General features: G+C 66.1%; 23 protein-coding genes. 15 read left to right on the top strand and 8 right to left on the bottom strand.

The window, feature by feature from the left end:
* Position 1: 1 nt before the first annotated feature.
* Positions 2–1,243, bottom strand: a complete 1,242-nt coding sequence (locus AC07TU_RS19225) for a glycosyltransferase family 39 protein (protein WP_495189544.1) — start codon at positions 1,241–1,243, stop codon at positions 2–4.
* Between the two features lie 83 nt (positions 1,244–1,326).
* Here AC07TU_RS19225 and AC07TU_RS19220 point away from each other — a divergent pair, with 83 nt between their 5' ends.
* From AC07TU_RS19220 to AC07TU_RS19200, 5 genes are read left to right on the top strand one after another with little or no spacing between them, the layout of a single operon-like run.
* Entirely contained in the window at positions 1,327–2,535 is a 1,209-nt protein-coding gene (locus AC07TU_RS19220; protein WP_495189543.1) for a trans-sulfuration enzyme family protein, read from the top strand.
* Entirely contained in the window at positions 2,532–2,930 is a 399-nt protein-coding gene (gene apaG / locus AC07TU_RS19215) for a Co2+/Mg2+ efflux facilitator ApaG/CorD (RefSeq protein WP_066573578.1), read from the top strand. The genes AC07TU_RS19220 and apaG overlap by 4 nt, the downstream gene beginning before the upstream one ends.
* The gene (locus AC07TU_RS19210) at positions 2,927–3,721 is read left to right on the top strand and encodes a LysR family transcriptional regulator (protein ID WP_495189542.1); all 795 of its coding nucleotides are present in this window, start codon (positions 2,927–2,929) and stop codon (positions 3,719–3,721) included. Before apaG ends, AC07TU_RS19210 begins: the two co-directional genes overlap by 4 nt.
* Positions 3,721–4,593: a hypothetical protein gene (locus AC07TU_RS19205; protein WP_495189541.1), complete on the top strand. Its 873-nt coding sequence runs from the start codon at positions 3,721–3,723 to the stop codon at positions 4,591–4,593. Before AC07TU_RS19210 ends, AC07TU_RS19205 begins: the two co-directional genes overlap by 1 nt.
* Positions 4,593–5,126: a GNAT family N-acetyltransferase gene (locus AC07TU_RS19200; protein WP_495189638.1), complete on the top strand. Its 534-nt coding sequence runs from the start codon at positions 4,593–4,595 to the stop codon at positions 5,124–5,126. The genes AC07TU_RS19205 and AC07TU_RS19200 overlap by 1 nt, the downstream gene beginning before the upstream one ends.
* Positions 5,127–5,129: 3 nt before the next feature.
* On the opposite strand, the gene AC07TU_RS19195 is transcribed toward AC07TU_RS19200, so the two are convergent.
* The 4 genes from AC07TU_RS19195 to parE form a co-directional block, all read right to left on the bottom strand.
* On the bottom strand, positions 5,130–6,434 hold the full coding sequence (locus AC07TU_RS19195) for a serine hydrolase (RefSeq protein WP_495189540.1): 1,305 nt from the start codon (positions 6,432–6,434) through the stop codon (positions 5,130–5,132).
* A 22-nt stretch (positions 6,435–6,456) separates the two neighbouring features.
* Positions 6,457–7,035: a hypothetical protein gene (locus tag AC07TU_RS19190; RefSeq protein WP_495189539.1), complete on the bottom strand. Its 579-nt coding sequence runs from the start codon at positions 7,033–7,035 to the stop codon at positions 6,457–6,459.
* Positions 7,032–7,574 (bottom strand): RNA polymerase sigma factor, encoded by a 543-nt coding sequence (locus tag AC07TU_RS19185; protein ID WP_495189538.1) that lies wholly within the window; start codon positions 7,572–7,574, stop codon positions 7,032–7,034. The genes AC07TU_RS19190 and AC07TU_RS19185 overlap by 4 nt, the downstream gene beginning before the upstream one ends.
* A 71-nt stretch (positions 7,575–7,645) precedes the next feature.
* Positions 7,646–9,625: a DNA topoisomerase IV subunit B gene (parE, locus tag AC07TU_RS19180; protein ID WP_495189537.1), complete on the bottom strand. Its 1,980-nt coding sequence runs from the start codon at positions 9,623–9,625 to the stop codon at positions 7,646–7,648.
* 147 nt (positions 9,626–9,772) lie between these two features.
* Here parE and AC07TU_RS19175 point away from each other — a divergent pair, with 147 nt between their 5' ends.
* Both AC07TU_RS19175 and AC07TU_RS19170 read left to right on the top strand, forming a co-directional pair.
* Positions 9,773–10,612, top strand: a complete 840-nt coding sequence (locus AC07TU_RS19175) for an outer membrane protein (protein ID WP_495189536.1) — start codon at positions 9,773–9,775, stop codon at positions 10,610–10,612.
* Positions 10,613–10,753: 141 nt separating this feature from the next.
* Positions 10,754–12,235 (top strand): ComEC/Rec2 family competence protein, encoded by a 1,482-nt coding sequence (locus AC07TU_RS19170; protein WP_495189535.1) that lies wholly within the window; start codon positions 10,754–10,756, stop codon positions 12,233–12,235.
* Between the two features lie 6 nt (positions 12,236–12,241).
* On the opposite strand, the gene AC07TU_RS19165 is transcribed toward AC07TU_RS19170, so the two are convergent.
* The 3 genes from AC07TU_RS19165 to AC07TU_RS19155 form a co-directional block, all read right to left on the bottom strand.
* The gene (locus AC07TU_RS19165) at positions 12,242–13,765 is read right to left on the bottom strand and encodes a methyl-accepting chemotaxis protein (RefSeq protein WP_495189534.1); all 1,524 of its coding nucleotides are present in this window, start codon (positions 13,763–13,765) and stop codon (positions 12,242–12,244) included.
* A complete protein-coding gene (locus AC07TU_RS19160) occupies positions 13,762–14,022 on the bottom strand; it encodes a hypothetical protein (RefSeq protein ID WP_495189533.1) in 261 nt (86 codons plus the stop codon). The genes AC07TU_RS19165 and AC07TU_RS19160 overlap by 4 nt, the downstream gene beginning before the upstream one ends.
* Before the next feature lie 138 nt (positions 14,023–14,160).
* A complete protein-coding gene (locus tag AC07TU_RS19155) occupies positions 14,161–14,820 on the bottom strand; it encodes a GcrA family cell cycle regulator (protein ID WP_495189532.1) in 660 nt (219 codons plus the stop codon).
* 60 nt (positions 14,821–14,880) lie between these two features.
* Here AC07TU_RS19155 and AC07TU_RS19150 point away from each other — a divergent pair, with 60 nt between their 5' ends.
* From AC07TU_RS19150 to queE, 8 genes are all read left to right on the top strand, one after another.
* Positions 14,881–15,726 carry an ABC transporter permease gene (locus AC07TU_RS19150; RefSeq protein WP_495189531.1) on the top strand — a complete coding sequence of 282 codons (846 nt, stop codon included), beginning with the start codon at positions 14,881–14,883 and terminating at the stop codon, positions 15,724–15,726.
* A gap of 1 nt (position 15,727) precedes the next feature.
* Entirely contained in the window at positions 15,728–16,297 is a 570-nt protein-coding gene (locus AC07TU_RS19145; protein WP_495189530.1) for a hypothetical protein, read from the top strand.
* Positions 16,298–16,475: 178 nt separating this feature from the next.
* Positions 16,476–17,672 (top strand): aspartate aminotransferase family protein, encoded by a 1,197-nt coding sequence (locus AC07TU_RS19140; protein WP_495189529.1) that lies wholly within the window; start codon positions 16,476–16,478, stop codon positions 17,670–17,672.
* 53 nt (positions 17,673–17,725) lie between these two features.
* Positions 17,726–18,649, top strand: a complete 924-nt coding sequence (gene argF / locus AC07TU_RS19135) for an ornithine carbamoyltransferase (RefSeq protein ID WP_495189528.1) — start codon at positions 17,726–17,728, stop codon at positions 18,647–18,649.
* Positions 18,650–18,773: 124 nt separating this feature from the next.
* Positions 18,774–19,685, top strand: a complete 912-nt coding sequence (hslO, locus tag AC07TU_RS19130) for an Hsp33 family molecular chaperone HslO (RefSeq protein ID WP_495189527.1) — start codon at positions 18,774–18,776, stop codon at positions 19,683–19,685.
* 68 nt (positions 19,686–19,753) lie between these two features.
* Positions 19,754–20,146 carry a hypothetical protein gene (locus AC07TU_RS19125; protein ID WP_495189526.1) on the top strand — a complete coding sequence of 131 codons (393 nt, stop codon included), beginning with the start codon at positions 19,754–19,756 and terminating at the stop codon, positions 20,144–20,146.
* Positions 20,147–20,201: 55 nt separating this feature from the next.
* Entirely contained in the window at positions 20,202–20,891 is a 690-nt protein-coding gene (gene queC / locus AC07TU_RS19120; RefSeq protein WP_495189525.1) for a 7-cyano-7-deazaguanine synthase QueC, read from the top strand.
* An 8-nt stretch (positions 20,892–20,899) separates the two neighbouring features.
* Positions 20,900–21,532: a 7-carboxy-7-deazaguanine synthase gene (queE, locus tag AC07TU_RS19115; RefSeq protein ID WP_495189524.1), complete on the top strand. Its 633-nt coding sequence runs from the start codon at positions 20,900–20,902 to the stop codon at positions 21,530–21,532.
* Positions 21,533–21,567 lie beyond the last annotated feature (35 nt).

Raw genomic sequence — 21,567 nt, 5'->3', positions numbered from 1 at the left:
CTCAGGCCCAGCTCGGGAACCAGATCCAGCGTTCGAACCCGCGGCTGCTCGGCAATGCCAGTGCAGCAAGGATCGGGTAGAAATAGGCGAACAGCCCGACGCACAGCACCAGATACCATTCGTCGGTCCGCTTCACCCGCGCGGCATAGTGCTGAAAGGCGACGGCCAGCACTACCGACAGGATGATGCCGGGCAGATAGTAATAATAGTAGAAGCCGAGCGACTTGGGGATCACCGCCCAGACTCCGAACGAGACGGTCCAGAGAATCGCTGCGGCGAGCGGTGCGCCCGCCTTGTCGCGCAGCCCTGCCCACCAGCAAGCGGCGACCGCGACCAGGCCGCCCCACATGATTGCGGGATTGCCGATCAGCAGCACACCGCGCTGGGCGCCCTGGTCCGGTTCGTAGAAATACCAGATCGGACGGAGCATCAGCGGCCAGCTCCACCAGTCGGACTCGTAGTTGTGCGGGGTCAGCGGCTGGGTCTGGAGCTTCCACATGTCGATCTGGAACGGGACGAGCCGGGCCAGTGTCAGCGGGTCGGTCGCGTAGAAGAAGGCGGGGGTGAAAGTGAGGAAATAGGTGGCGATGCTGACGCCGCCGAGGATGGCCAGACCGGCGAACCAGCCGATCCCGCCGAATCGCCCGGGATGCCCGCGCCGCAGCCAGAGGAACGCCATGCCCGCCAGCGCCACATAGGGCACCGCCGCCCATTTGACCGCGACGGCGGCACCGAACCAAGCGGCGCTGACAAACAATAGCGTGGCCGCACGCCATCGCGATTCGATCTGCATCGCGCGCAGGAACGCAGTGCCCGCCCAGACGAGGAACGCACCAAGGAACACGTCGAGCATTCCGATCCGCGCCTGGATGAATACCAACTGCCCGAGCATCGCGAACAGTGCGGCGAACAAACCGGCACGCACCGAACCGGTGAGATGGCGGGTAAAGGTATAGACGCCCACAATCGTCAGCGCGCCGGCCAACACCGACATTGCCCGCCAGCCGATCGGATTGTCACCGAAGATCATCATTCCCAATGCGATCAGTGACTTGCCAAGCAGAGGGTGCTCGATATTCACCGGATGCGCGAGATCGATCAGCACGCGCGCGGCAGGCACGTAGTGGACTTCGTCGAACATCAGGATGCTGGGGCGCTGCACGCCGATGCCGAACAGCAGCAGCGCTGCAATGCCGATCAGCAGCGCCAGCAGGACAGGGCGTTGTTCGAGACGATCGAGCATCGGCGGCGTGGATAGCGCAGCTTTTGGGTGCCGTCACCCACTGCCCTTGCGCGGCCATGCCCTAGGCTTCTAGAGGGTTCGCCATGAAGCGCCGTACAGGACAAGACCGTAGCATCACCCAGAACTGGAAGCCCGCGACGCAGGCGATCCGGGGTGGCACCGCTCGTAGCGAATGGGGGGAGACGAGCGAAGCGCTCTTCCTGACCTCGGGCTACGCCTATGATTGCGCCGGCGATGCCGCCGCGCGCTTCGCGGGCGATCAGCAGGGCATGACCTATTCGCGCCTGCAAAACCCCACGGTCGAGATGCTCGAGCAGCGCATCGCCCTGCTCGAAGGCGCCGAGGCGTGCCGCGCGACGGCATCGGGCATGGCCGCGATGACCGCGGCGCTGCTGTGCCAGCTCTCGGTTGGCGATCATCTGATCGGCGGTCGTGCCGCCTTCGGCTCGTGCCGTTGGTTGACCGATACGCAGCTTCCCAAGTTCGGGATCGAGACGACGGTGGTCGACGCGCGCGATCCGCAACATTTCATCGACGCGATCCGCCCGAACACCAAGGTGTTCTTCTTCGAGACGCCCGCCAATCCGACGATGGACGTGGTCGACCTCAAGGCCGTCTGCGCGATCGCGCGCGAACGCGGCATCGTCACCGTGGTCGACAATGCGTTCGCCACCCCGGCCCTGCAGCGGCCGATGGACTTCGGCGCCGACGTCGTCGCCTATTCGGCGACCAAGATGATGGACGGTCAGGGCCGCGTGCTCGCCGGCGCGGTGTGCGGGACCGAGGAGTTCATCAACAACACGCTGCTGCCCTTCCACCGCAACACCGGGCCGACGCTGTCGCCGTTCAACGCCTGGGTCGTGCTCAAGGGGCTCGAGACGCTCGACCTGCGTATCCAGCGGCAGAGCGAGAACGCGCTCAAGGTCGCGCGCTTCCTCGAAACCCGCGTGCCGCGGGTCAATTTCCCGGGCCTGCCCAGCCATCCCCAGCACAATCTGGCGATGAGCCAGATGGCGGCTGCCGGACCGATCTTCTCGATCGAACTGGATGGCGGGCGCACACAGGCGCATGGGCTGCTCGACGCGCTCGGCCTTATCGACATCTCGAACAATATCGGCGATTCTCGCTCGCTGATGACTCACCCGGCCTCCACCACGCATAGCGGCGTATCCGAAGAGCAGCGCCTCCTCATGGGCGTGGGCGAGGGGATGCTGCGGCTCAACGTCGGCCTCGAAGATCCGGAGGACCTGATCGCCGATCTCGATCAGGCCCTCGGCTCGGTCGGGTTGTGAAGGCGCTCTTCTCTCAGGAGGAAAACACGCGCGACATCGTCGTGCGCGTATCGGTGAGCTATCTGCCCGAACAGTCGGAGCCCGATCGCGGGCGCTGGTTCTGGGCCTATCACATTCGCATCGAGAACCAGTCGCATCAGGCGGTGCAGCTGCTGACGCGCCACTGGATCATCACCGACGGTCGCGGTTCACGGCATTCGGTGGAGGGCGAGGGCGTGGTCGGCGAGCAGCCGATGATCGCCCCCGGCGCCAGCTATGATTACGTGTCAGGGTGCCCGCTCGCGACGCCGACCGGATCGATGCAGGGCAGCTATCGGATGGTCGGCGCGGACGGCATGGAGTTCGACGTGGCGATCCCCAAATTTTCCCTATTGGCCCCGGCGGTTGCGGAATGAAGCGGACTCATCTTCCTCTGAACGGCCTGCGCGTGCTCGATGCGGCGGCGCGGCATCTGTCCTTCACCCGCGCGGCGGACGAGCTGGCGGTGACCCCCGCGGCGGTCGGCCAGCAGATTCGCGCGCTCGAGGATACGCTGGGTGTCGTGCTGTTCCGCCGCACCACCAAGGGGCTGGAACTGACGCCTGAGGCGGAGGCGGGTCTGGCCGCGTTGCGCGCCGGCTTCCTCCAGTTCGAGGAATCGGTCCGTGCGATGCAGGCGGGCCAGTCGTCCAAGTCGCTGACCATCGCCGCGCCGCGCGACCTGACCGAGAAATGGCTGATGCCGCGCCTTGCTGAGATTGCGCGTGACGACGCCGAACTGCGCTTCGTGCTGGTGACCGCGGACGACGCGATCGACTTCACCGAAGCCAATCTCGACCTCGCGATCCGCTGGGGCGAGGGACCGGGCGAGCATGAGGGCGAGGCGCTGGAAAGCGACGGCATGGTGACCGTCGGCCGTCCGGGTTCCAACGCCGATACGCCGATCGCATGGCCGGGCTGCGTTGCCGAGGATGGCGTCGCGCTGGTGCGCGTAGGCGATGCGGGGCTTGCGCTCGATGCGGCGGCGCAGGGGCTGGGCCGTGCGACCGTTCCTGAACTGCTCGCGCGTGACGATATCGAGGCGGGGCGCGTCGCTGTGCTCGGCGATCCCAAGGCGTCGCGGCTCGGCTACTGGATGGTCGCACCGCTGCCGCAATGGCGGCAGAAGAAGGTGAAAACACTGGTCGAGGCATTGGGAGAGGCGTGATGCTGGCAACTCTTGTGGCGATGCTCGCATTGGCGCAGGAGGCACCCCGGTTCCCGCCCCATTATGCCGGACGCGCTACGACCTGTCCGGTCGGCGGCGAGAAGTTCGATGCTCCGGCGTTGATGCACTATTCGACGTTCGGCGCGCTGCCGGATGGACAGCCGGAGGGATCGATCGAGTTTCCCATCCTGCTCGCTGAATGTCCGGGCAATGGCCTGGTGATCTATGACGAGTTCACGCCCGAGCAAGTGGCCAAGCTCGCGCCGCTGGTCTCGAGCGACGCCTACAAGGCGCTGCGCGGCGTCGAGAGCAGCTACTATCGCGCCTCATGGCTGGCGGATGCGCTGGGTGACAGGAAACAAGCGGCGTGGTTGCTCTTGTCCGCGACCTGGGAAGCCAAGAACATCGACCCCGCTGGGGAGCAGGCACGTCGGTACAATGCCGCGTTCGTTGCGGCGGCGATGGCGTTTCCGGCCGATATGAAGGACTTCACATCGATCGCACTGCGCGCCCGGGCTGCCAATGCGCTCCGTGAGCTGGGCCGGTTCGATGAGGCGGAGGCGTTGCGCGCCGCCATCGTCGTTGCGCCGGATGCGGGCGGTACCAAAGAGAATGCAGCGGAGAACCGCGAGGGCTGGGCCGGCTATCTCAAGAAACTGGCTGTGCCGATCGCACGGAAGGATCCGGCGCGCGAGCCGATCGATATGATGCCGGACCGCGAGGTCGCATTCCGCTGCCTCGGCAAGGAGTATGCGGTCCGCTATAAACAGCCCTCGCCGCCGCCCCTCACCGCGTTCGAGATCGAATATTGCGCAAGGCCCGAGTTCGCCGCGAACCTCGCCGAGCGCCGCAAGCAGCTCGCTGCGCAGTGATCGTGCAGCGCGAAACGATCGTGATCGAAACGTCGCGGCTGGTCCTGCGGCCGCGGACGCTCGACGATGCCGAGGCGCTGCACGCCGCCTTCTCCGATGTCGAGCTGATGCGCTACTGGTCCGGCCCACCGCATGCGAGCGTCGAGGAGACTCGTGCGGATCTGGCGCGGGACGCACCCGAATGGCGCCGCTGGGCGATCACGCTGAAGGGCGACGATAGGGCGATCGGCGTTGTCGTGGCCGGCGAGAAGCGGCAGGGCAATGTCACCGAGATCGGCTACATCCTCGTCCGCGATCACTGGGGCAGCGGGATCGCGCGCGAGGCGGTGTCGGCGGTGATCGACCGGATCTTCGCCGAGGGGCAGCGCCGCGTGTTCGCGGATACCGATCCCGACAACACGCCGTCGCGCGCAATGCTCGAGAAACTGGGGTTCAGGCTCGAAGCGGTGCTGCGCGCCGAATGGGAAACGCATCTCGGTGTGCGCGATACGACGATCTATGGGCTGCTGCGCGACGAATGGCAGGGCCGCTGAAGCCTATTGCGCCGCCACCTGCGTCAGCAGGCGGCTCATCAGCATCGCGAAACCGCGTTCGTCCACAGCGCTGTCCTTGCGCGCCCAGCCGCCGGTGACGGCATACCAATTGCCCTTCTTCGTCTTCACCAGCCAATTGGTGTAGATCACGCCCGATTCCGACCCGCCCTTGAACCCCGCATAGTCGAACAATGCCGCGCTGGCCGTGCCGGGGTTGATCGCAAGGATCTCCAGCGCTTCCTGGCCGCCGTTGGTGCGCAGCCAGTTGAGCACCGCGGCTTCGTCGCGGGCGCTTGCGAACCATTCCACATCGGGCGCCATTGGCTTGTCCGCGAACATCGACGGATCGATCTTCGTCGCGGCCAGCCGCGCGCGATTGTCAGCGAGCAGCTTGCGGCGGCCGTCCGGCCCGGCCGCCTTCCACTGCGCAGCCAGATCGGCATTGGCGGGCACCTTGAGCTGGAACAGCTCCATCGTCGTCAGCAGCGGGAGCGTCGCGGCGGGATCGGCGACTCCGGTCTGCGCGACCATTGCGTCGACCCTGTCGCGTCCGAGCGCGTGGAGCAGCGCATCGGTCGCGGTATTGTCGCTGATCGAGATCATCAGCGTCGCCAGCGTGTGGAGCGTCACCGGTGCGCCCTTGGGCCAGTGCTGAGTGATCCCGGATGGCATCGAGCGCTCGTTCAACGTGACGACGTCGCTCCACTTGCGCATCCCCGCGTTCACCTGCCGCGTGGCCTCGGCAAGGATCCACAGCTTGAACGCCGATCCGATCGGCATCGGCCGACTTCCCGCCAGTTCGGTGACGGGCGTCACACCGTCGCCCAGCGCATAGATACCGAAAGCGGCGGTGCCGGGCAGCATGCGGATATCTGCCGTCACCTTCGTCACGCTGTCGCCGCGCGGCTCGACGCGCGAGATCCGCAGGCCGGTGACGCGATGCGGCGGGGTGGGATCGACCACGATATCGACGATGGCGATGCCCTTCTCGAAACCCAGTTCGACCGTGGCGGCATGGGGTGAGGCCGCGGTGACCTTCTCGACCTTCACCACCGCGCCATATTGCGCCTTCAGCTGCGGGCCGATCTGGTCGAACTGTGCCTTGGGTATGTGCGCCTTGAACGCGGGGGCGAAGAACGCCTCGAAATCACCGGTGCCGTCGATCAGTGCCGGCAGCGCATCGATCCGCGCCTTGAGGGCCGGCGGAACCTCGGCATTCGCGGGCGCCGGCTGTGCAGCGGATTGCGCGAGGGCGGGAGCGGTCATTGCGGAGACCAGACAGCAGGTAGCGAGAAGGACTGTTCGCATCAGGAATCCTTTCGGGGGCGGATCAATCAATAGCGGGGTCGGCGTCGAGCGTCGCGATTTCCATGGTGAGGATGCGGGCGGCGGCGCGGTTGAGCCACAACACCAGCCCGAAGCCGAGTGTGATCACCGCGGTTCCGATGCCGCCGTTGAGCAGCGCGGTGCTGAGCGGCGCAGTTTCGGCCTGCGCGAGGACGCTCGCCGGGACGAAGACGACCATGCCGGGGATGAACGGGGCAATATACCAGCGGCCGACGCTCGCCAGCGCGTCGCGCCGTGCGACAAGCAGCTGGCGATAGTGGGTGCGCGCATCCCGGGCCAGCGCCGCCGGGTCATCGGCCGGACGCCGAAGCCATAGATTGCGGATGACGATACAGACTCCGGCGATGATCATGAGGCTGGCGATGCGGACGCCCCAGTCGGACGCCCCGATGGTGATGTTGCCGAAGAAGAGGATGCCCAGCGCGCCGAACCCATATTCGAGCAGATTGCTGACGCGCATCCGGTTGCGGAACCGGCCGGCGCGCTCGGCCAGCTCGGCGACGGAGGGAGGGCGAGCGCCGGCCTGTTGCGCCGTCCAGAGGTTGACGATCGGATCGGTCATGCCGGTGTTCCCGTTGCGAAATGGCTGGCGAACAGCGCCTTGATGCGGTGCACCTTCACCGCGACGTTGCCGGGCGAGAGGCCGGCGATATCGGCGATCGCCGATGCCTCGACGCCTTCGAGATAGAGCAGGATGATACTGCGGTCGGGCGGCTTGAGCGCGGCGATCAGGCCGTGCAGGCGTGACAGCAGGCGGGTCTGATCGATCGCTGCTTCCGGGTCGTCATCGGCGAGGATCGCATCCGCCTCGTCGAGAGAAACAAGACGCGCGCCACGTCTGGCCCGCGCAACGTGCGTAGCGGCGATGTTGTGTGCGACGCGATAGACCCAGGTCCCCAGCGTGCAGCGGCCGTCATAGGCGGCGAGGCTGCGCCACAGCGCGAGATGCATATCCTGTTCGAGATCGCGGGCACGGTCGGCATCCGCTTCGACCGCCCGCGCCAGACGCGCTATCGCAGGGGCATATCCGACGGAGGCTTCGGCATAGAGCCGGTCCCGTGCCGCATCCCCGCTGTCGATCTGCGCCATTTCCGCGTTCATGCCCCTTTAGTCGCGGGCGACGCGGATTTCTTACACGCGGGCGTAAAAAAGATCAGGGGCGCGAAAGAAGGTCAGGCGTCGATCGCTTCCTCGTCCAGCCGCGCGGCATTTTCCTGGATGAAGGCGAAGCGGTGCGCCGGGTTGGTGCCCATCAGCCGGTCGACCAGATCCTTCACGCCCGCACGCTCCTCATATTCCTGCGGCAGGGTGATGCGGATCATGCCGCGGGTCTTCGGGTCCATCGTCGTCTCGCGCAGCTGGCCCGGGTTCATCTCGCCCAGGCCCTTGAAGCGCGCGACCTCGACCTTGCGGCCCTTGAACTCATTGGCCTCGATCTCGGCGCGGTGCGCGTCGTCGCGGGCGTAGAGCGACTTGATGCCCGCGGTCAGGCGGTAGAGCGGCGGCTGGGCAAGATAGAGATGCCCGCGGCGGACGATGTCGGGCATTTCCTGGAAGAAGAAGGTCATCAGCAGGGTAGCGATATGGGCGCCGTCGACATCGGCGTCGGTCATGATGACGATGCGTTCGTAGCGAAGGCTGTCGGGCTGGCAGTCCTTGCGGGTGCCGCAACCGAGGGCCAGGATAAGGTCCGCGATTTCGGTGTTCGCGCTGATCTTCGCGCTGGTTGCCGATGCGACGTTGAGGATCTTGCCGCGGATCGGGAGGATTGCCTGGGTCTTGCGATCGCGCGCCTGCTTGGCGCTGCCGCCGGCCGAATCGCCTTCGACGATGAACAGCTCGGTCCCGGCGGGGTCGTCGGCTGAGCAGTCGGTGAGCTTGCCCGGCAGGCGCAACTTGCGGCCAGAGGTCGCGGTCTTGCGCTTGACCTCACGCTCCTGCTTGCGGCGGAGGCGGTCGTCCATGCGCTCGAGGACATAGCCGAGCAGCGCCTTGCCGCGGTCCATGCGGTCGGCGAGGAAATGGTCGAAATGATCGCGCACCGCCTTTTCGACCAGGGCGGTCGCCTCGGGCGAGGTCAGCCGGTCCTTGGTCTGCGACTGGAATTGCGGTTCGCGAATGAACACCGAGAGCATCAGTTCGGAGCCGACCATGATGTCGTCGGCGGTGATATCCTTGGCCTTTTTCTGCCCGACCAGCTCGCCGAAGGCGCGGATACCGCGCACCAGCGCCTGACGCAGTCCCTGTTCGTGCGTGCCGCCATCGGGCGTCGGGATGGTGTTGCAGTACCAGCTGTAGCTGCCGTCGCTCCACAGCGGCCATGCCACCGCCCATTCGACGCGGCCCTGCGAGTCGGGGAATTCCTGGGTTCCCGAGAAGAATTCGGCGGTCGCACCTTCGCGCGTGCCGAGCTGCTCCTTCAAATGATCGGCAAGGCCGCCGGGAAACTGGAACACGGCCTCGGCCGGGGTGTCGTCCGAAATCAGTTCGGGCGCGCATTTCCAGCGGATCTCGACGCCCGCGAACAGATAGGCTTTCGAGCGGGCGAGCTTGTAGAGCCGCGCCGGCTTGAAGTTCATCTCCCCGAAAATCTCGGAATCGGGGATGAAGCTGACAAGGCTCCCGCGCCGGTTGGGGGTTCCGCCGAGATGCTCGAGTGGCCCCAGCGTCTGGCCCTGGCTGAAGCGCTGGCGATAGAGCTGCTTGTCGCGCGCCACCTCGACCACCGTATCGACCGACAGCGCGTTGACCACGCTGATGCCGACCCCATGAAGGCCTCCGGACGTTGCATAGGCCTTGCCCGAGAATTTGCCGCCCGAGTGGAGCATCGAGAGGATCACCTCGAGCGCCGACTTGTCCGGGAATTTCGGGTGCGGGTCGATCGGGAAGCCGCGGCCATTGTCGGTGATCGTCAGCCGGTTGCCGACGTCCAGCGTCACCTCGATCCGGTTGGCGTGCCCGGCCACCGCTTCGTCCATCGCATTGTCGAGCACTTCGGCGGCGAGGTGATGCAGCGCGCGCTCGTCGGTGCCGCCAATATACATGCCGGGACGGCGGCGGACCGGCTCGAGCCCCTCGAGCACCTCGATCGACGAGGCGTCGTAGGTATTGGCGGGGTTGGCGGACGAGGGCTGGAACAGATCGGAGGACATCAGCTGTTGCTATATCGTTCCGCGGGGTGCGGGCAAGCGGGGCTGTTGCTGCAATGCAACACAACGGGCGGTTTCGGGCAATGTGAGGGATAGAATGGCGGAATCGGCCGTTATCCCGCCGCTAGTAACCAACGGAGTACCCCCCAAATGCGTATGCGTACCCTGCTGGGCGCCACTGCCGGCGCCCTGACCCTCGCTGTTGCCGCGGCACCGGCTTATGCCCAGGATGCCCCGAGCGGCGACGAGTTCACCGGATTCTATGTCGGCGGATCGGTCGGCTACACCGTTCAGAAGAACGATCGTGGCGAATCGATCCTGTTCGATGCGGGCCGCAACGGCAGCTTTGGGGACACGATCACGACCTCGACCGGCGACAACGCTTTCGCGCCCGGCTTCTGCAACGGCGCAGCGACATCGACCGCCAACATCGCCTGCCGCAACGACAAGGACGATATTGAGTATTATGCCCGCATCGGCTTCGACAAGCAGATGGGCAAGGTCGTGCTCGGCGCGGTCGCGGAGTTCGGCAAGTCGGAAGTGAGCGACAGCGTCTCCGCGTTCAGCTCGACCCCGGCTTTCTACACCATGACCCGTGAGCTCGACTGGAACGCGGCGCTGCGTCTGCGCGGCGGCTATACGGTCGGCCCGAAGACACTGGTCTATGCGACTGGTGGCGCTGCCTATGCCAAGATCGATCACAGCTTCGCGACCAGCAACACCGCGAACAGCTTCGCGGTCACCGGCGACGACAATGCCTGGGGCTGGCAGGCCGGCGGCGGGCTGGAGCAGAAGGTCGGCAAGAACTTCTCGCTCGGCGTCGAGTATCTCTACAGCCGCTATGACGACGACAAGTCGGGCGTGACGGTCGGCAACGGCACCGCGGGCGCGACCAATCCGTTCGTGCTGGCGGGCGGCGCGGATTTCGCGCGCAGCCAGAGCCGGTTCGACATGCATTCGCTTCGCGCGACGGCAGCGTTCCGCTTCTAATTCGCTTGTGAGCGAGGGCGACGGCCGGCGGAGCGATCCGCCGGCCGTTTTCTTGCGTCCGCCGCGGATCGTTTCGACGCGCGTCCGTCATCGATTTGCGCTATGCTCCTCGCGGGTCACGGGGGAACGGCGATGCCATTCGTGGACGATGACTTTGTCGACATGCGATGCGACGATGGCAGCATCTGGCACCTCTATTGGGGCGACGAGATCGAGCTGGTCTCGACCAGCGCCGCCGGCCATCGCATCAAGGCGCTGGAGCATGGCGGCAAGGTGCGGCGCGAGGGGCTGGTCAAATCCTCGGCCAGGTTCCGCGATACCGCACTGCTGCGCCTCTCCATGATCGACGTCCAGCAGGGCGACGGGCTGATCCTGGAGACGCCGGGGCGCAAGACGATCTTCATCGACGGCGGCGACAACAAGCTGTTCGCGCGCCACGCCGCCTTCCGCTTCCGTGGCACCACCGCGGCGGATCCGCTCAAGGTCGATCTGCTGCTCGTCACCCATGGCGATGCCGACCATTTCGAAGGGCTCAATATCCTCCAGGGGACCGAGACCGAGGCCGGAATCGACGAGCGGCAACGGCTCTTCATCGCGCCGGTCCGCTATTACCATAACGGCATGGTCAAGCGGCCGGGCAAGAAGCCCGACGGCAAGACGCGCAAGGATCTGGAGATGCTGGGCGCGGCCACGGAGGTCGACGGGGTGCCCTTCGTCACCGGTCTGGTCGATGATCCCGCCGACGTGCCCGAGGCCGAGCGCAACAAGCATTTCAAATCATGGGTGGAAGCGCTCGACACCTGGGGTGCGCGCACCGCCGCGCTGACCGGCGCGCCGATGATCCGCCGCCGGGTTGATCACCTGAGCACCGATGCGTTCGATTTCCTGCACGAGGACGGGGTGACGGTCGAATTGCTCGGCCCGATCAGCGAGCCGACACCCGCCGGGCCGGGGCTCCGCTTCCTGCGCAGCCCGCCCAACGACGCCGATATGATGCTCGGCACCTTCCCGCCGCCCGGCAAGGGCAGCTGGTCGGAAAGCCACACGATCAACGGTCATTCGATCACCTTCCGCCTGCGCTACGGCAATGTCCGTTTCATGTTCACCGGCGACATGAACCAGGAATCGATGGCGCGGATGCGCGCGGCACTGCCCAATGCAGCGCTGCGATCGGAGATTCTCAAGACCCCGCATCATGGCGCCGCCGATTTTGACATGGAGTTCCTGAAGGAGGTCGGTGCGGTCGTATCGATGATCTCGTCGGGGGACGAAAGTGCGGCCAAGGAGCATATCCACCCGCGCGCCACGCTGATGGCGGCGCTGGGCAAGGCGTCGCGCACCACGCCAGCAGTGATCTTCTGCACCGAACTGGCGGCATTCTTCGCGATGCGCGGCCCGTCGCGCGATCTGGAGCCGGGGGCGAAGGAGAAGCCGGTCTATTTCGGGTTCGAGCGCACGAACTACGGCATCATCCACGTCCGCACCGATGGCGAGCGCGTGCTTGCTTTCACCCATTCGGGCGAGCGCGGGACGAATGAGGCTTATCGCTTCGCGGTCTCGGCGAATGGCGACATCGCCTTCGCCCCGCGGCCGGGATCGGTCAGCGCGCCCAAGGCGAGCTAGCGGCGGTCAGGCGGCGCTGATCCCGGTGACGAACTGACGCGTTGCATCGTCGAGGCGGCGCGCGGTCGCGGAAAGGCTGCGGGCGGCACCAGCGACGCGATCGGAAAGCGTTTCGGTTTCGCTGGCGATTGACGCGATCTCGACGACCCGGCCCGCCATCGCTTCGACACCGAGTGCGGTGTCGCGTGCCGAAAGCTCGATCGCTGCAGCGGTCTGGCGTTGCATTTCGACCGCGCTGCGGATCGCATTGGCCGCGGTGGCGAGGTCGGCGACCATCTCGGAAATCTGGGTGAGCGCGTCCTGCGCGATGTCGGCCCCGGAATCGACCGATCCCGCCAGTTGCCGGATCTCTTCGGTCGCGGTGGCGGCCTGGCCGGCAAGGGCCTTTACCTCATGCGCGACCACCGCAAAGCCGCGGCCGACATCGCCGGCATGCGCCGCCTCGATCGTCGCGTTGAGCGCCAACAAGTTCGTATGTGCGGCGATGTGGTGGATCGAGTCGGCGAAGCCGGTGATGCTGTGCGATTGTTCGGTCAGGATGCGCACCGCGTCGCGGCCTGCGGCGGAAATGCTGCTGGCGTCGTCGCTGCGCCGGGCCTGCTGATCGGCGCTGGCGGCGATCGCCGTGATCGAGGCCGCCATGTCGTGGAGGCGCGCGGCGAGGACATCGGCGCTGGCCGATGCCTGGGTCGCCCGGCTCGCGGTGTCGGTCGATTCGCGGCTGCCCCGGCGCGCCATGTCGAGCAATGCGTGGCCGAGGTTGTCGAGCTCGGCGGCGGCATCGCCGACCGCGCGGACGACGCCGGCGACATTTGCCTGAAAGTCGAGTGTCAGCTTCTGCATCTGCTGGCGCGCGGCGGCGGCGCGTTCGGCTTCGGCCTGGCGTTTGCGCTCTTCCGCTTCGCGCCGCGAGGCCTCGGCCGCCGCGGTCATGGCGTCTTCGGCGGCGCCGCGGCGTGCCTCTGCATCCTCGGCGACGCGTTCGCTCTCCAGCCGGGCGTCGGCCTGGCGCTGCATCAGGCTGCGCAGCATATGGATGAGGTAGATGAGCATCGCCGCCTGCATCACCACCGCGGCGGCATGGAAGACCACCCGGCCGAGCCCGCTGCCGTCGTAGAAGACCCAGGCCGGCATGATGAATTGCAGGACGAGGTGATGGAGCGCGATCAGCGCCGATGCGACGATGATCGCGCGCCAGTCGCACAGGATCGTCAACGCGGCGAGCGCGACGAAGAAGTACATGTGCGCGTCCATCTGCCAGCTATGGCCGCTGAGCGCATAGACGCCGAGCGCGGGCAGGATGGCCGCCAGCGTGCTGACCGTGATTCGCGCGGCACCGTCGGTGCGCCCGCGCTCGACCATCCAGGTCGGCAGGATATTGGCGGCGGTGCCCATAATCAGCACGGGCAGTGCCTTGCCTTCGGCATAGATTGCGGTGGCGATGACGATGAACAGCGTCACCGCCCAGCTGGCCGCTACGAGGATCCGCATTCCGCGCTGGCGCAGGAGCGTCACCTCGGGCGGGGTCATCCGCGGCCCCTTTCCGCGCCGCACCAGCTGGCCGGTGCGGCGATGACAAGAACGCCGCGTGCCAGCATCGGCCAGAGGATCAGGTCGCGCTGCGCATCAACGATCAGGATGTTGGCCCGAGGCCCCCGTGCGAGCAGCCTGGCGCCGCGCTCAATCGCCGGATTTGCCAGCTTGCCGGCGTCGCTGCCGTCGAGCGCGATCAGCGCCATCGGGCCCTGTGCGCCCGGCGCGAAAGAGATGCCAAGCAGGCTTGCCACAACCACTCCGAGCTGGAGCAGAGGCAAGGAGACGCGAGAGAGAGGAAGCCGCGCGATCACGCGGCCCTTCTATCAGGCATATCTTATTGAGCGGTAAACCGTGCGTAGCGGGCGGTAAACCGTTCGCGGATCAGCCGATCAACGGACGCGCGGACCGCCATAGGGCATGGGCGGCGGTGGGCGGCGATCGCGGCGCGGCAGCTGTGCCTGATAGGCATGGCCGCAATGCGCGACGCAATAGGGGAAGCCCGGATTCACCTTGTCGCCGCAGAAATGGAAGTCAGGTTCGCCGGGATGGCCGAGCGGCCATTTGCAGATCTTGTCGTTGAGATCGAGCAGGCTGGTCTTGCCTTCGATCTCCTTGCTCGGCTTGGCGGGAACCAGACGGCGCGGCGGGGCAGGCGCGCTCGGAGGCGTCTGCTCGCCCGGGTTCTGGCGGATGAAGCCGCCGGGGCCGACCGAACGCAGAACCGGGGCGTCGGCCGCAGGCCGGGGCGCGGCAGGCTGCACGGACGCAGCCGGCTCAGCCTCGCGCGGTTCGGGCGCGGGGGCGGGTACGGGCTTGGGCGCGGGAGCCGGTCGCGGCGCAGGTGCGGCCTCCGCGACGGGCGCAGCGGCCTTCGCCTCGGGTGCGTTGGGCTTCACGGGCGAGGGGCGCGAGGCGAGGCCAAGGCGATGCGCCTTGCCGATCACGGCATTGCGGCTCACGCCGCCCAGTTCCTCGGCGATCTGGGTGGCGGTCAGGCCGCTGTCCCACATCTTGCGCAGCGTCTCGATCCGTTCGTCGGTCCAGCTCATTCAAACGTCCTTCATCATCCCCGTTGCGGGGGGCAGCGGGAGCCATTACCCGGCCTAACCATGACCGAACAACCCCAGTCGCATGAAACCATCATCGCCGCCCCCGGCGTTCCGGTGATTCGCAACGTCAATTGGGGAGGGCTTTGGACGCTATATGTGAAGGAGGTGCGCCGTTTCTTCAAGGTGCAGCTCCAGACCATCTGGGCGCCGGCGGTCACGACGCTGCTGTTTCTGGTGGTTTTCACCGTCGCATTGGGCGGCGGCGGGCGTACCGTCGTGCTCGATGGCAAGTCGATTCACTTCGCCGATTTCATCGCGCCGGGGCTGATCGTGATGGGGATGCTCCAGAACGCTTTCGCCAATGCCAGCTTCTCGCTGCTCGTCGGCAAGATCCAGGGGACGATCGTCGATTATCTGATGCCCCCGCTGTCGACCGGGGAACTGCTCGCGGCGCTGTGCGCGGGCGCCGTTACCCGTGCCTTCTGCGTCGGCGCGACCGTGTGGCTGGCAATGGCGTTGTGGCCGGGGGTGAGCGTCACCCCGCATCATCTGTGGGCGATCCTGTGGTTCGGTTTTCTCGGCGCGCTGTTCCTGTCGCTGCTCGGCGTGATGACGTCGATCTGGGCGGAGAAGTTCGACCATGCCGCCGCAGTGACCAATTTTGTCGTCGCGCCGCTCGCGCTGCTGTCTGGAACCTTCTACTCGGTCGACAAGCTGGCGCCGACCTTTCAGGCAATCAGCCACGCGAACCCGTTCTTCTACATCATCTCGGGCTTCCGCTACGGTTTCCTCGGCGTCGCGGATTCACCGATCGCGCTGGGCAGCGCGGTGATCCTGGGGCTTGATATTCTGCTCGCTCTTGCCTGCTATGCGCTGCTCCGTTCGGGGTGGAAGACGCGGAGCTGATATGCAGATACCAGAAATCGCAGTCGGAGCGATCGTCGCCGCCTGTATCGCTGGTTTCCTGTCGTTTCTCGGGCTGGTGGCAGCGAAGGAGCATCGAACGTCTGAATTTCGCCAGGCCTGGATCGACGCTGCGCGAGAGGATGTCGCGCTATTGATCGGTGCCTGCCATGCGATTCTGGATGAGTATCGCGTCAGGGATACGGACCTGACCAAAGCCTGGCTGAGCCTTCGATCTGATCTTCTGACAGCCAATGTCGCCTGGGCTCGATTGCGGATGCGATTGAATCCGGACGAAACCGAATCTCAGCTGGTCATCAAATTGGTCAGAGAGATCGAGGAGAGGCTCAATGATATGCCGGATCAGGATGATGAGCCGGCCATGGCCGAGTTGCGGCAGTTTGTGTTCAGTCATGTGGCCTTGCTCGCTGACGCTGCCGGAGTGGTCTTCAAGACGGAATGGAAGCGCGTCAAACGAGGTGAGCCGATTTTTCGGATATCTAAGTGGGTAGCGTTGATAGCTGGGGTGGGGGTGGCTGCGGGCCTTGGTGCACGGCTGATGATCTTGGGTTGAGATGCGCTCCCTAGGCCTGGCCTCCAACGTTGGAATGGGTTTGACCGGCCAGCGATGTTGACGCTTCACCCTGTCACCGAGTAAATGCGCGCTCCGGGCGGTCCGGTTGGGCCGCCTTTGTTGTTTCCGGAGCCCAACCCAGCTTTTCGAAGCGCCATTTCAAAGGAGGAGCAGTCCAATGTCGATCACCCCACTCATGCCCGTCTACCCGCGGTGTGAAGTGCGTCCGGTGCGAGGCGAGGGCTGCTACCTGATCGGCGAACGAGGGGAGCGATATCTGGATTTCGCTGCGGGGATCGCGGTGAATGCGCTGGGCCATGGCCATCCGCACGTCACCAAGGCGATCGCCGATCAGGCCGCGACGCTGATGCACGTCTCCAACCTCTACGGCTCGCCGCAGGGTGAGGCGCTTGCACAGCGCATCGTCGACAACAGCTTCGCTGACACGGTGTTCTTCACCAACTCCGGCGTCGAGGCGATCGAGTGCGCGATCAAGACCGCGCGCCGCTATCACTATGTCAACGGCAATCCGCAGCGGCACAAGCTGATCACGTTCAAGAATGCCTTCCACGGCCGTTCGATCGGTGCGATCAGCGCGACCGACCAGCCGAAGATGCGCGACGGGTTCGAGCCGCTGCTGCCGGGCTTCGACTATGTGAAGTTCAACGACCTCGAAGGCGCCTTGGCCAAGATCGACGGCGAGACCGCGGGTTTCCTTGTCGAGACGGTGCAGGGCGAGGGCGGTATGACCGCCGGCACGGTCGAGTTCATCCAGGGCCTGCGCAAGGCGTGCGACGAGCACGGCCTGTTGCTGATCCTGGACGAGATCCAGTGCGGCTATGGCCGTACCGGCAAGTTCTTCGCATATGAGCATTACGGCATCACGCCCGACATCATGACCGTGGCGAAGGGCATCGGGAACGGCTTCCCGCTCGGCGCCTGCCTAGCGACCGAGGAAGCGGCCAAGGGCATGGTCGCCGGCACGCATGGCTCGACCTATGGCGGCAACCCGCTCGCCATGGCCGCCGGGCAGGCGGTGCTCGACGTGATGCTCGAGCCGGGCTTCTTCGAGCATGTCGAGCAGATGGGCGAGCGTCTGCGCGCGGGGTTCGAACAGCTCATCCCGAACCACGATCAGCTGTTCGATGAGATCCGCGGCAAGGGGCTGATGCTGGGCATCAAGCTCAAGGAGCCGGCGGTGGCACGCGATTTCGTGGCGCATCTGCGCGACAATCACGGGCTGCTGACCGTCGCCGCGGGCGAGAACGTGTTCCGCGTCCTTCCGCCGCTGGTGATCGAGGACAGCCATATCGCCGAGTGCATCGAGAAGCTGAGCGCCGGCGCGCGCAGCTATGTGCCGCCCAGCGACGATTGATCCTTCCCGCCGGTGCTGCTGCGCGGCGCCGGCGGTGACGGGGGAGCTTTCACATGACCTATCGTAATTTCCTTTCGCTTTCCGACGCGGGGCCGGATGGCGTTGCCGCGATGCTGGCCGACGCGATCGACCGCAAACGCGCGCGTGCGGGCTTGCCCAAGGGGGCGGTCGATGCCGATGCCCCGCTTGCCGGGCACACGCTCGCCATGGTGTTCGAGAAGAACTCGACCCGCACCCGCGTCAGCTTCGAGATGGCGATCCGCCAGCTCGGCGGCAGTGCGGTGGTGCTCGACGCCGCAACCAGCCAGCTCGGCCGTGGCGAGACGGTGGCGGACACCGCGCGCGTCCTCTCGGGCTATTGCGACGCGATCATGGTCCGCACCGACGACCACGCCAAGCTGCTCGAAATGGCGCAATATGCCACGGTGCCGGTCATCAACGGCCTGACCGACGACAGCCATCCCTGCCAGATCATGGCCGATCTCCAGACGATCCTGGAGAGCGGCAAGGCGCTGCCCGGCCTCAAGGTCGCGTGGCTGGGTGACGGCAACAATGTCCTCGCCTCGATCGTCGAGGCGGCGGGAATGATGCATTTCGATGTGATCGCCGCCTGTCCGCAGAGCTTCGCGCTTCCCGAGGAGGCGATGGCGCTGGGCAAGGGGCGTGCGCGCACCGTCAACGATCCGGCCGAGGCGGTAGCGGGCGCCGATGTCATCGTCACCGACACCTGGATTTCGATGGGCCAGGCGCATGCGGACGTGAAGCTCGCCGCGCTTGCGCCCTATCAGGTGACCGAGGCGCTGATGGCGCAGGCCAAGCCCGACGCGAAGTTCCTCCACTGCCTGCCCGCGCACCGCGGCGAGGAAGTGACCGACGCCGTGATCGACGGGCCGCAGTCGCTGATCTGGCCGGAGGCGGAGAACCGTCTTCATGCCCAGAAGGCGGTGCTGCGCTGGTGCTTCGGCCAGATCGGCTGAAGCCGGCGGTGAGTTGAAGCGGGGCTGCGGCTCCCCATATTTCGGCGAAACCTGACAATCCATTCGCTTCCTGACCCGGGATCGGCAACGGTCCCGGGTCAGGCATGAATGGTGGAGACACGATATGACGACGCCCGCCACCGATCTCGACCGTACGGTCAATTTCACGATCCCGGCCCGCCATGCGCGCGGCCGTGTCGCACGGCTGGGTCCGGTGCTCGACCGGATCCTCGCGGCGCATGCCTATCCCGCGCCGATCGAACGGGTGCTCGCCGAGGCGTTGACGCTGACGGCCTTGCTCGGCTCGACGCTCAAGGATTCGGGTGGGCAACTGACGCTGCAAGCGCAGACGCCGGCAGAGCGGGGCGGCGGCATCATCCGCCTGCTGGTCTGCGACTATAAGGGCGGTGAATTGCGCGGCTATGTGCAGTTCGATGAAGCGCGGTTGGCCGAACTGGGCGAGAATCCGTCGCTCTACGCGCTGTTCAACCAGGGCTATCTCGCGGTCACCTTCGACCAGGCGGCGACGGGCGAACGCTATCAGGGCATCGTTCCGCTCGACGGCGGGTCGCTGGCCGAGGCGGCGGAGAATTATTTCGACCAGTCCGAGCAGATTCCGACGCTGGTGCGGCTTGGTGTCGGCCATGACGCGCAGGGCAAGTGCATCGCGGGCGGCTTGTTCCTCCAGCATCTTCCCGAAGGGGAGGAGGGCGGCGAGCGGCTGCACGCGCGCGAGGCGCATGCCGAATGGGAGCATGTCGAAGCGCTGGGATCGACCATGGGCGCGGATGAACTGGCCGACGCGTCGATCCCGCTCGAGAATCTCGTCTGGCGCCTGTTCAACGAGGAAGAGGAAGTGCGCGTGCAGGGCGGGGTCGATCTCGTCCGCGGCTGTCGTTGCGACACTGCCTATATCGAATCGGTGCTGGCCAAGTTCAGCCCGGAGGATCGGGCGGAGATGGCCGAGGATGGCGTAATCACGGTCGATTGCGCCTTTTGCGCGCAGAAATTCCCGATCGCGGTCGGCGCCGCCTGACTGCAGCCGCAATTGGCGGTCTAATTGTCAGCCGATTGAAAGCCGAATCGTGTTAATGGAGCGGTGAAATGAGCAGAATCGCCATCATTGCCACCGCCCTTGCCCTCTCGATCGGGGGCGGCGGCTATGCGCTGGCCCAGTCCGGTACCCTCTCTGCCCTCGCCCAGATCGAGCGCGGCGAGTGGACGCTGCGCGCCTCCGACGGAAGCACGCGTGCGATCTGCGTCACCGATCCGCGCGTGCTGCTCCAGCTGCGCGACCGCTCGGCCGGCTGCACCAACTTCGTGGTCGAGAACGGACCGAATGGCGGCCGCATCACCTTCAGCTGTCCGACGGGCAAGACCGACACGCGCCTCACGGTGGAAACGCCGCGCCTGGTGCGGATCGAGACCCAGGGAATCAGCCGGGGCCTGCCCTTCACCGAGGAGTATGAAGGCCGCCGCACCGGTGCCTGCCGCTGACCCGGGTTTCTGCCCCGGCCTTGCCGCGCTGCGGCAAAGCCGGTAGCCGAAGACGATGACCGACAGCAAAATTGCCGTCGCCCTTGTTTCGGGCGGCCTCGACTCGTTCGTTTCCGCCGCGCATGCCCGCGCGGACGGCTATCGCCTGCTTGCGCTTTCGGTCGACTATAATCAGCGGCACCATGTCGAGCTCGCGGCCGCGCGCCGCATCGCGCACGCGCTGGGCGCCGAGCGCCATGTCGTTCTCCCGCTCGATCTGTCACAGTTCGGCGGTTCGGCGCTGACTGCGGATATCGATGTGCCGAAGGACGGGGTGGGGGACGAAATCCCCGTGACCTATGTCCCGGCGCGCAACACCATCTTCCTCAGTCTTGCGCTTGGCTGGGCCGAGGCGGCGGGCGCCCGCGACCTCTATATCGGCGTCAACGCACTCGACTATTCGGGCTATCCCGATTGCCGGCCGGAGTTCATCGAAGGGTTCGAGAAGCTCGCCGAGCTTGCGACCAAAGCGGGGGTAGAGGGCGCGCCGTTCCGCATCCGCGCCCCGCTTCAGTTCATGAGCAAGGCGGACATCGTCCGTGAAGGCATGCGCCTTGGCCTCGACCTCGGCCTCAGCTGGTCGTGCTACGATCCGGCGCCCGGCGGGCTGCATTGCGGGCTGTGCGACAGCTGCCGGCTGCGGTCCAAGGGGTTCGAGGAAGCGGGCGTGCCCGATCCCACACGTTACGCCGAAACGGCCGGATAGGCGGGGCGATGAGCTACGCGGTCAAGGAAATGTTCCTCACCTTGCAGGGTGAGGGGGTGAATGCCGGCGCGCGCGCGGTGTTCGTGCGCTTTGCCGGGTGCAATCTCTGGTCGGGCCGCGAGCAGGATCGCGCCGCGGCGGTGTGCAAATTCTGCGACACCGATTTCGTAGGCACTGACGGGTTGGGCGGTGGCAAGTTCGCGGATGCGGATGCGCTGGCCGCAGCGGTCGAGGGGTTCTGGGGACCGGGCAGCGAGCGCCGCTTCGTCGTGCTGACCGGCGGCGAGCCGATGCTCCAGGTCGACGACGCGCTGGTCGATGCGCTCCACGCGCGTGGTTTCCGCATCGCGATCGAGAGCAACGGTACCTTGCCCGCGCATCCGGGCATCGACTGGGTCTGCATCAGTCCCAAGGCCGGGAGCGAGGTCGTCCAGCGCAGCGGGGACGAACTCAAGCTGGTCTGGCCACAGGCGGGCACCGATGTCGGGACTCTGGAGGCATGGGATTTCGCCCATTTCCTCGTCCAGCCGATGGATGACGCGAACGCCGTCGCCAATGTACAGGCGGCGGTCAATTTCGCGCTGGAGAGGCCGAAATGGCGTCTGACGCTTCAGGCGCACAAGGCGCTGGGACTGCGCTGATCCAGACGTTCCGGGGGCTCCCGAAGCAGCCCCCG

The sequence above is a fragment of the Sphingomonas sp. GW821-FHT03E12 genome, assembly GCF_059420685.1.
Note: the sequence above shows the minus strand (reverse complement) of the source record. Positions and strands in the feature narration are given on the sequence as shown.

Bases quoted from the DNA above. Each gene is read 5' to 3' on its own strand.
- AC07TU_RS19225 (WP_495189544.1), bottom strand. From the start codon at position 1,243: ATGCTCGATCGTCTCGAACAACGCCCTGTCCTGCTGGCGCTGCTGATC.
- AC07TU_RS19220 (WP_495189543.1), top strand. From the start codon at position 1,327: ATGAAGCGCCGTACAGGACAAGACCGTAGCATCACCCAGAACTGGAAG.
- AC07TU_RS19210 (WP_495189542.1), top strand. From the start codon at position 2,927: ATGAAGCGGACTCATCTTCCTCTGAACGGCCTGCGCGTGCTCGATGCG.
- AC07TU_RS19205 (WP_495189541.1), top strand. From the start codon at position 3,721: ATGCTGGCAACTCTTGTGGCGATGCTCGCATTGGCGCAGGAGGCACCC.
- AC07TU_RS19195 (WP_495189540.1), bottom strand. From the start codon at position 6,434: ATGCGAACAGTCCTTCTCGCTACCTGCTGTCTGGTCTCCGCAATGACC.
- AC07TU_RS19190 (WP_495189539.1), bottom strand. From the start codon at position 7,035: ATGACCGATCCGATCGTCAACCTCTGGACGGCGCAACAGGCCGGCGCT.
- AC07TU_RS19185 (WP_495189538.1), bottom strand. From the start codon at position 7,574: ATGAACGCGGAAATGGCGCAGATCGACAGCGGGGATGCGGCACGGGAC.
- parE (WP_495189537.1), bottom strand. From the start codon at position 9,625: ATGTCCTCCGATCTGTTCCAGCCCTCGTCCGCCAACCCCGCCAATACC.
- AC07TU_RS19175 (WP_495189536.1), top strand. From the start codon at position 9,773: ATGCGTATGCGTACCCTGCTGGGCGCCACTGCCGGCGCCCTGACCCTC.
- AC07TU_RS19165 (WP_495189534.1), bottom strand. From the start codon at position 13,765: ATGACCCCGCCCGAGGTGACGCTCCTGCGCCAGCGCGGAATGCGGATC.
- AC07TU_RS19155 (WP_495189532.1), bottom strand. From the start codon at position 14,820: ATGAGCTGGACCGACGAACGGATCGAGACGCTGCGCAAGATGTGGGAC.
- AC07TU_RS19150 (WP_495189531.1), top strand. From the start codon at position 14,881: ATGACCGAACAACCCCAGTCGCATGAAACCATCATCGCCGCCCCCGGC.
- AC07TU_RS19145 (WP_495189530.1), top strand. From the start codon at position 15,728: ATGCAGATACCAGAAATCGCAGTCGGAGCGATCGTCGCCGCCTGTATC.
- AC07TU_RS19140 (WP_495189529.1), top strand. From the start codon at position 16,476: ATGTCGATCACCCCACTCATGCCCGTCTACCCGCGGTGTGAAGTGCGT.
- argF (WP_495189528.1), top strand. From the start codon at position 17,726: ATGACCTATCGTAATTTCCTTTCGCTTTCCGACGCGGGGCCGGATGGC.
- hslO (WP_495189527.1), top strand. From the start codon at position 18,774: ATGACGACGCCCGCCACCGATCTCGACCGTACGGTCAATTTCACGATC.
- AC07TU_RS19125 (WP_495189526.1), top strand. From the start codon at position 19,754: ATGAGCAGAATCGCCATCATTGCCACCGCCCTTGCCCTCTCGATCGGG.
- queC (WP_495189525.1), top strand. From the start codon at position 20,202: ATGACCGACAGCAAAATTGCCGTCGCCCTTGTTTCGGGCGGCCTCGAC.
- queE (WP_495189524.1), top strand. From the start codon at position 20,900: ATGAGCTACGCGGTCAAGGAAATGTTCCTCACCTTGCAGGGTGAGGGG.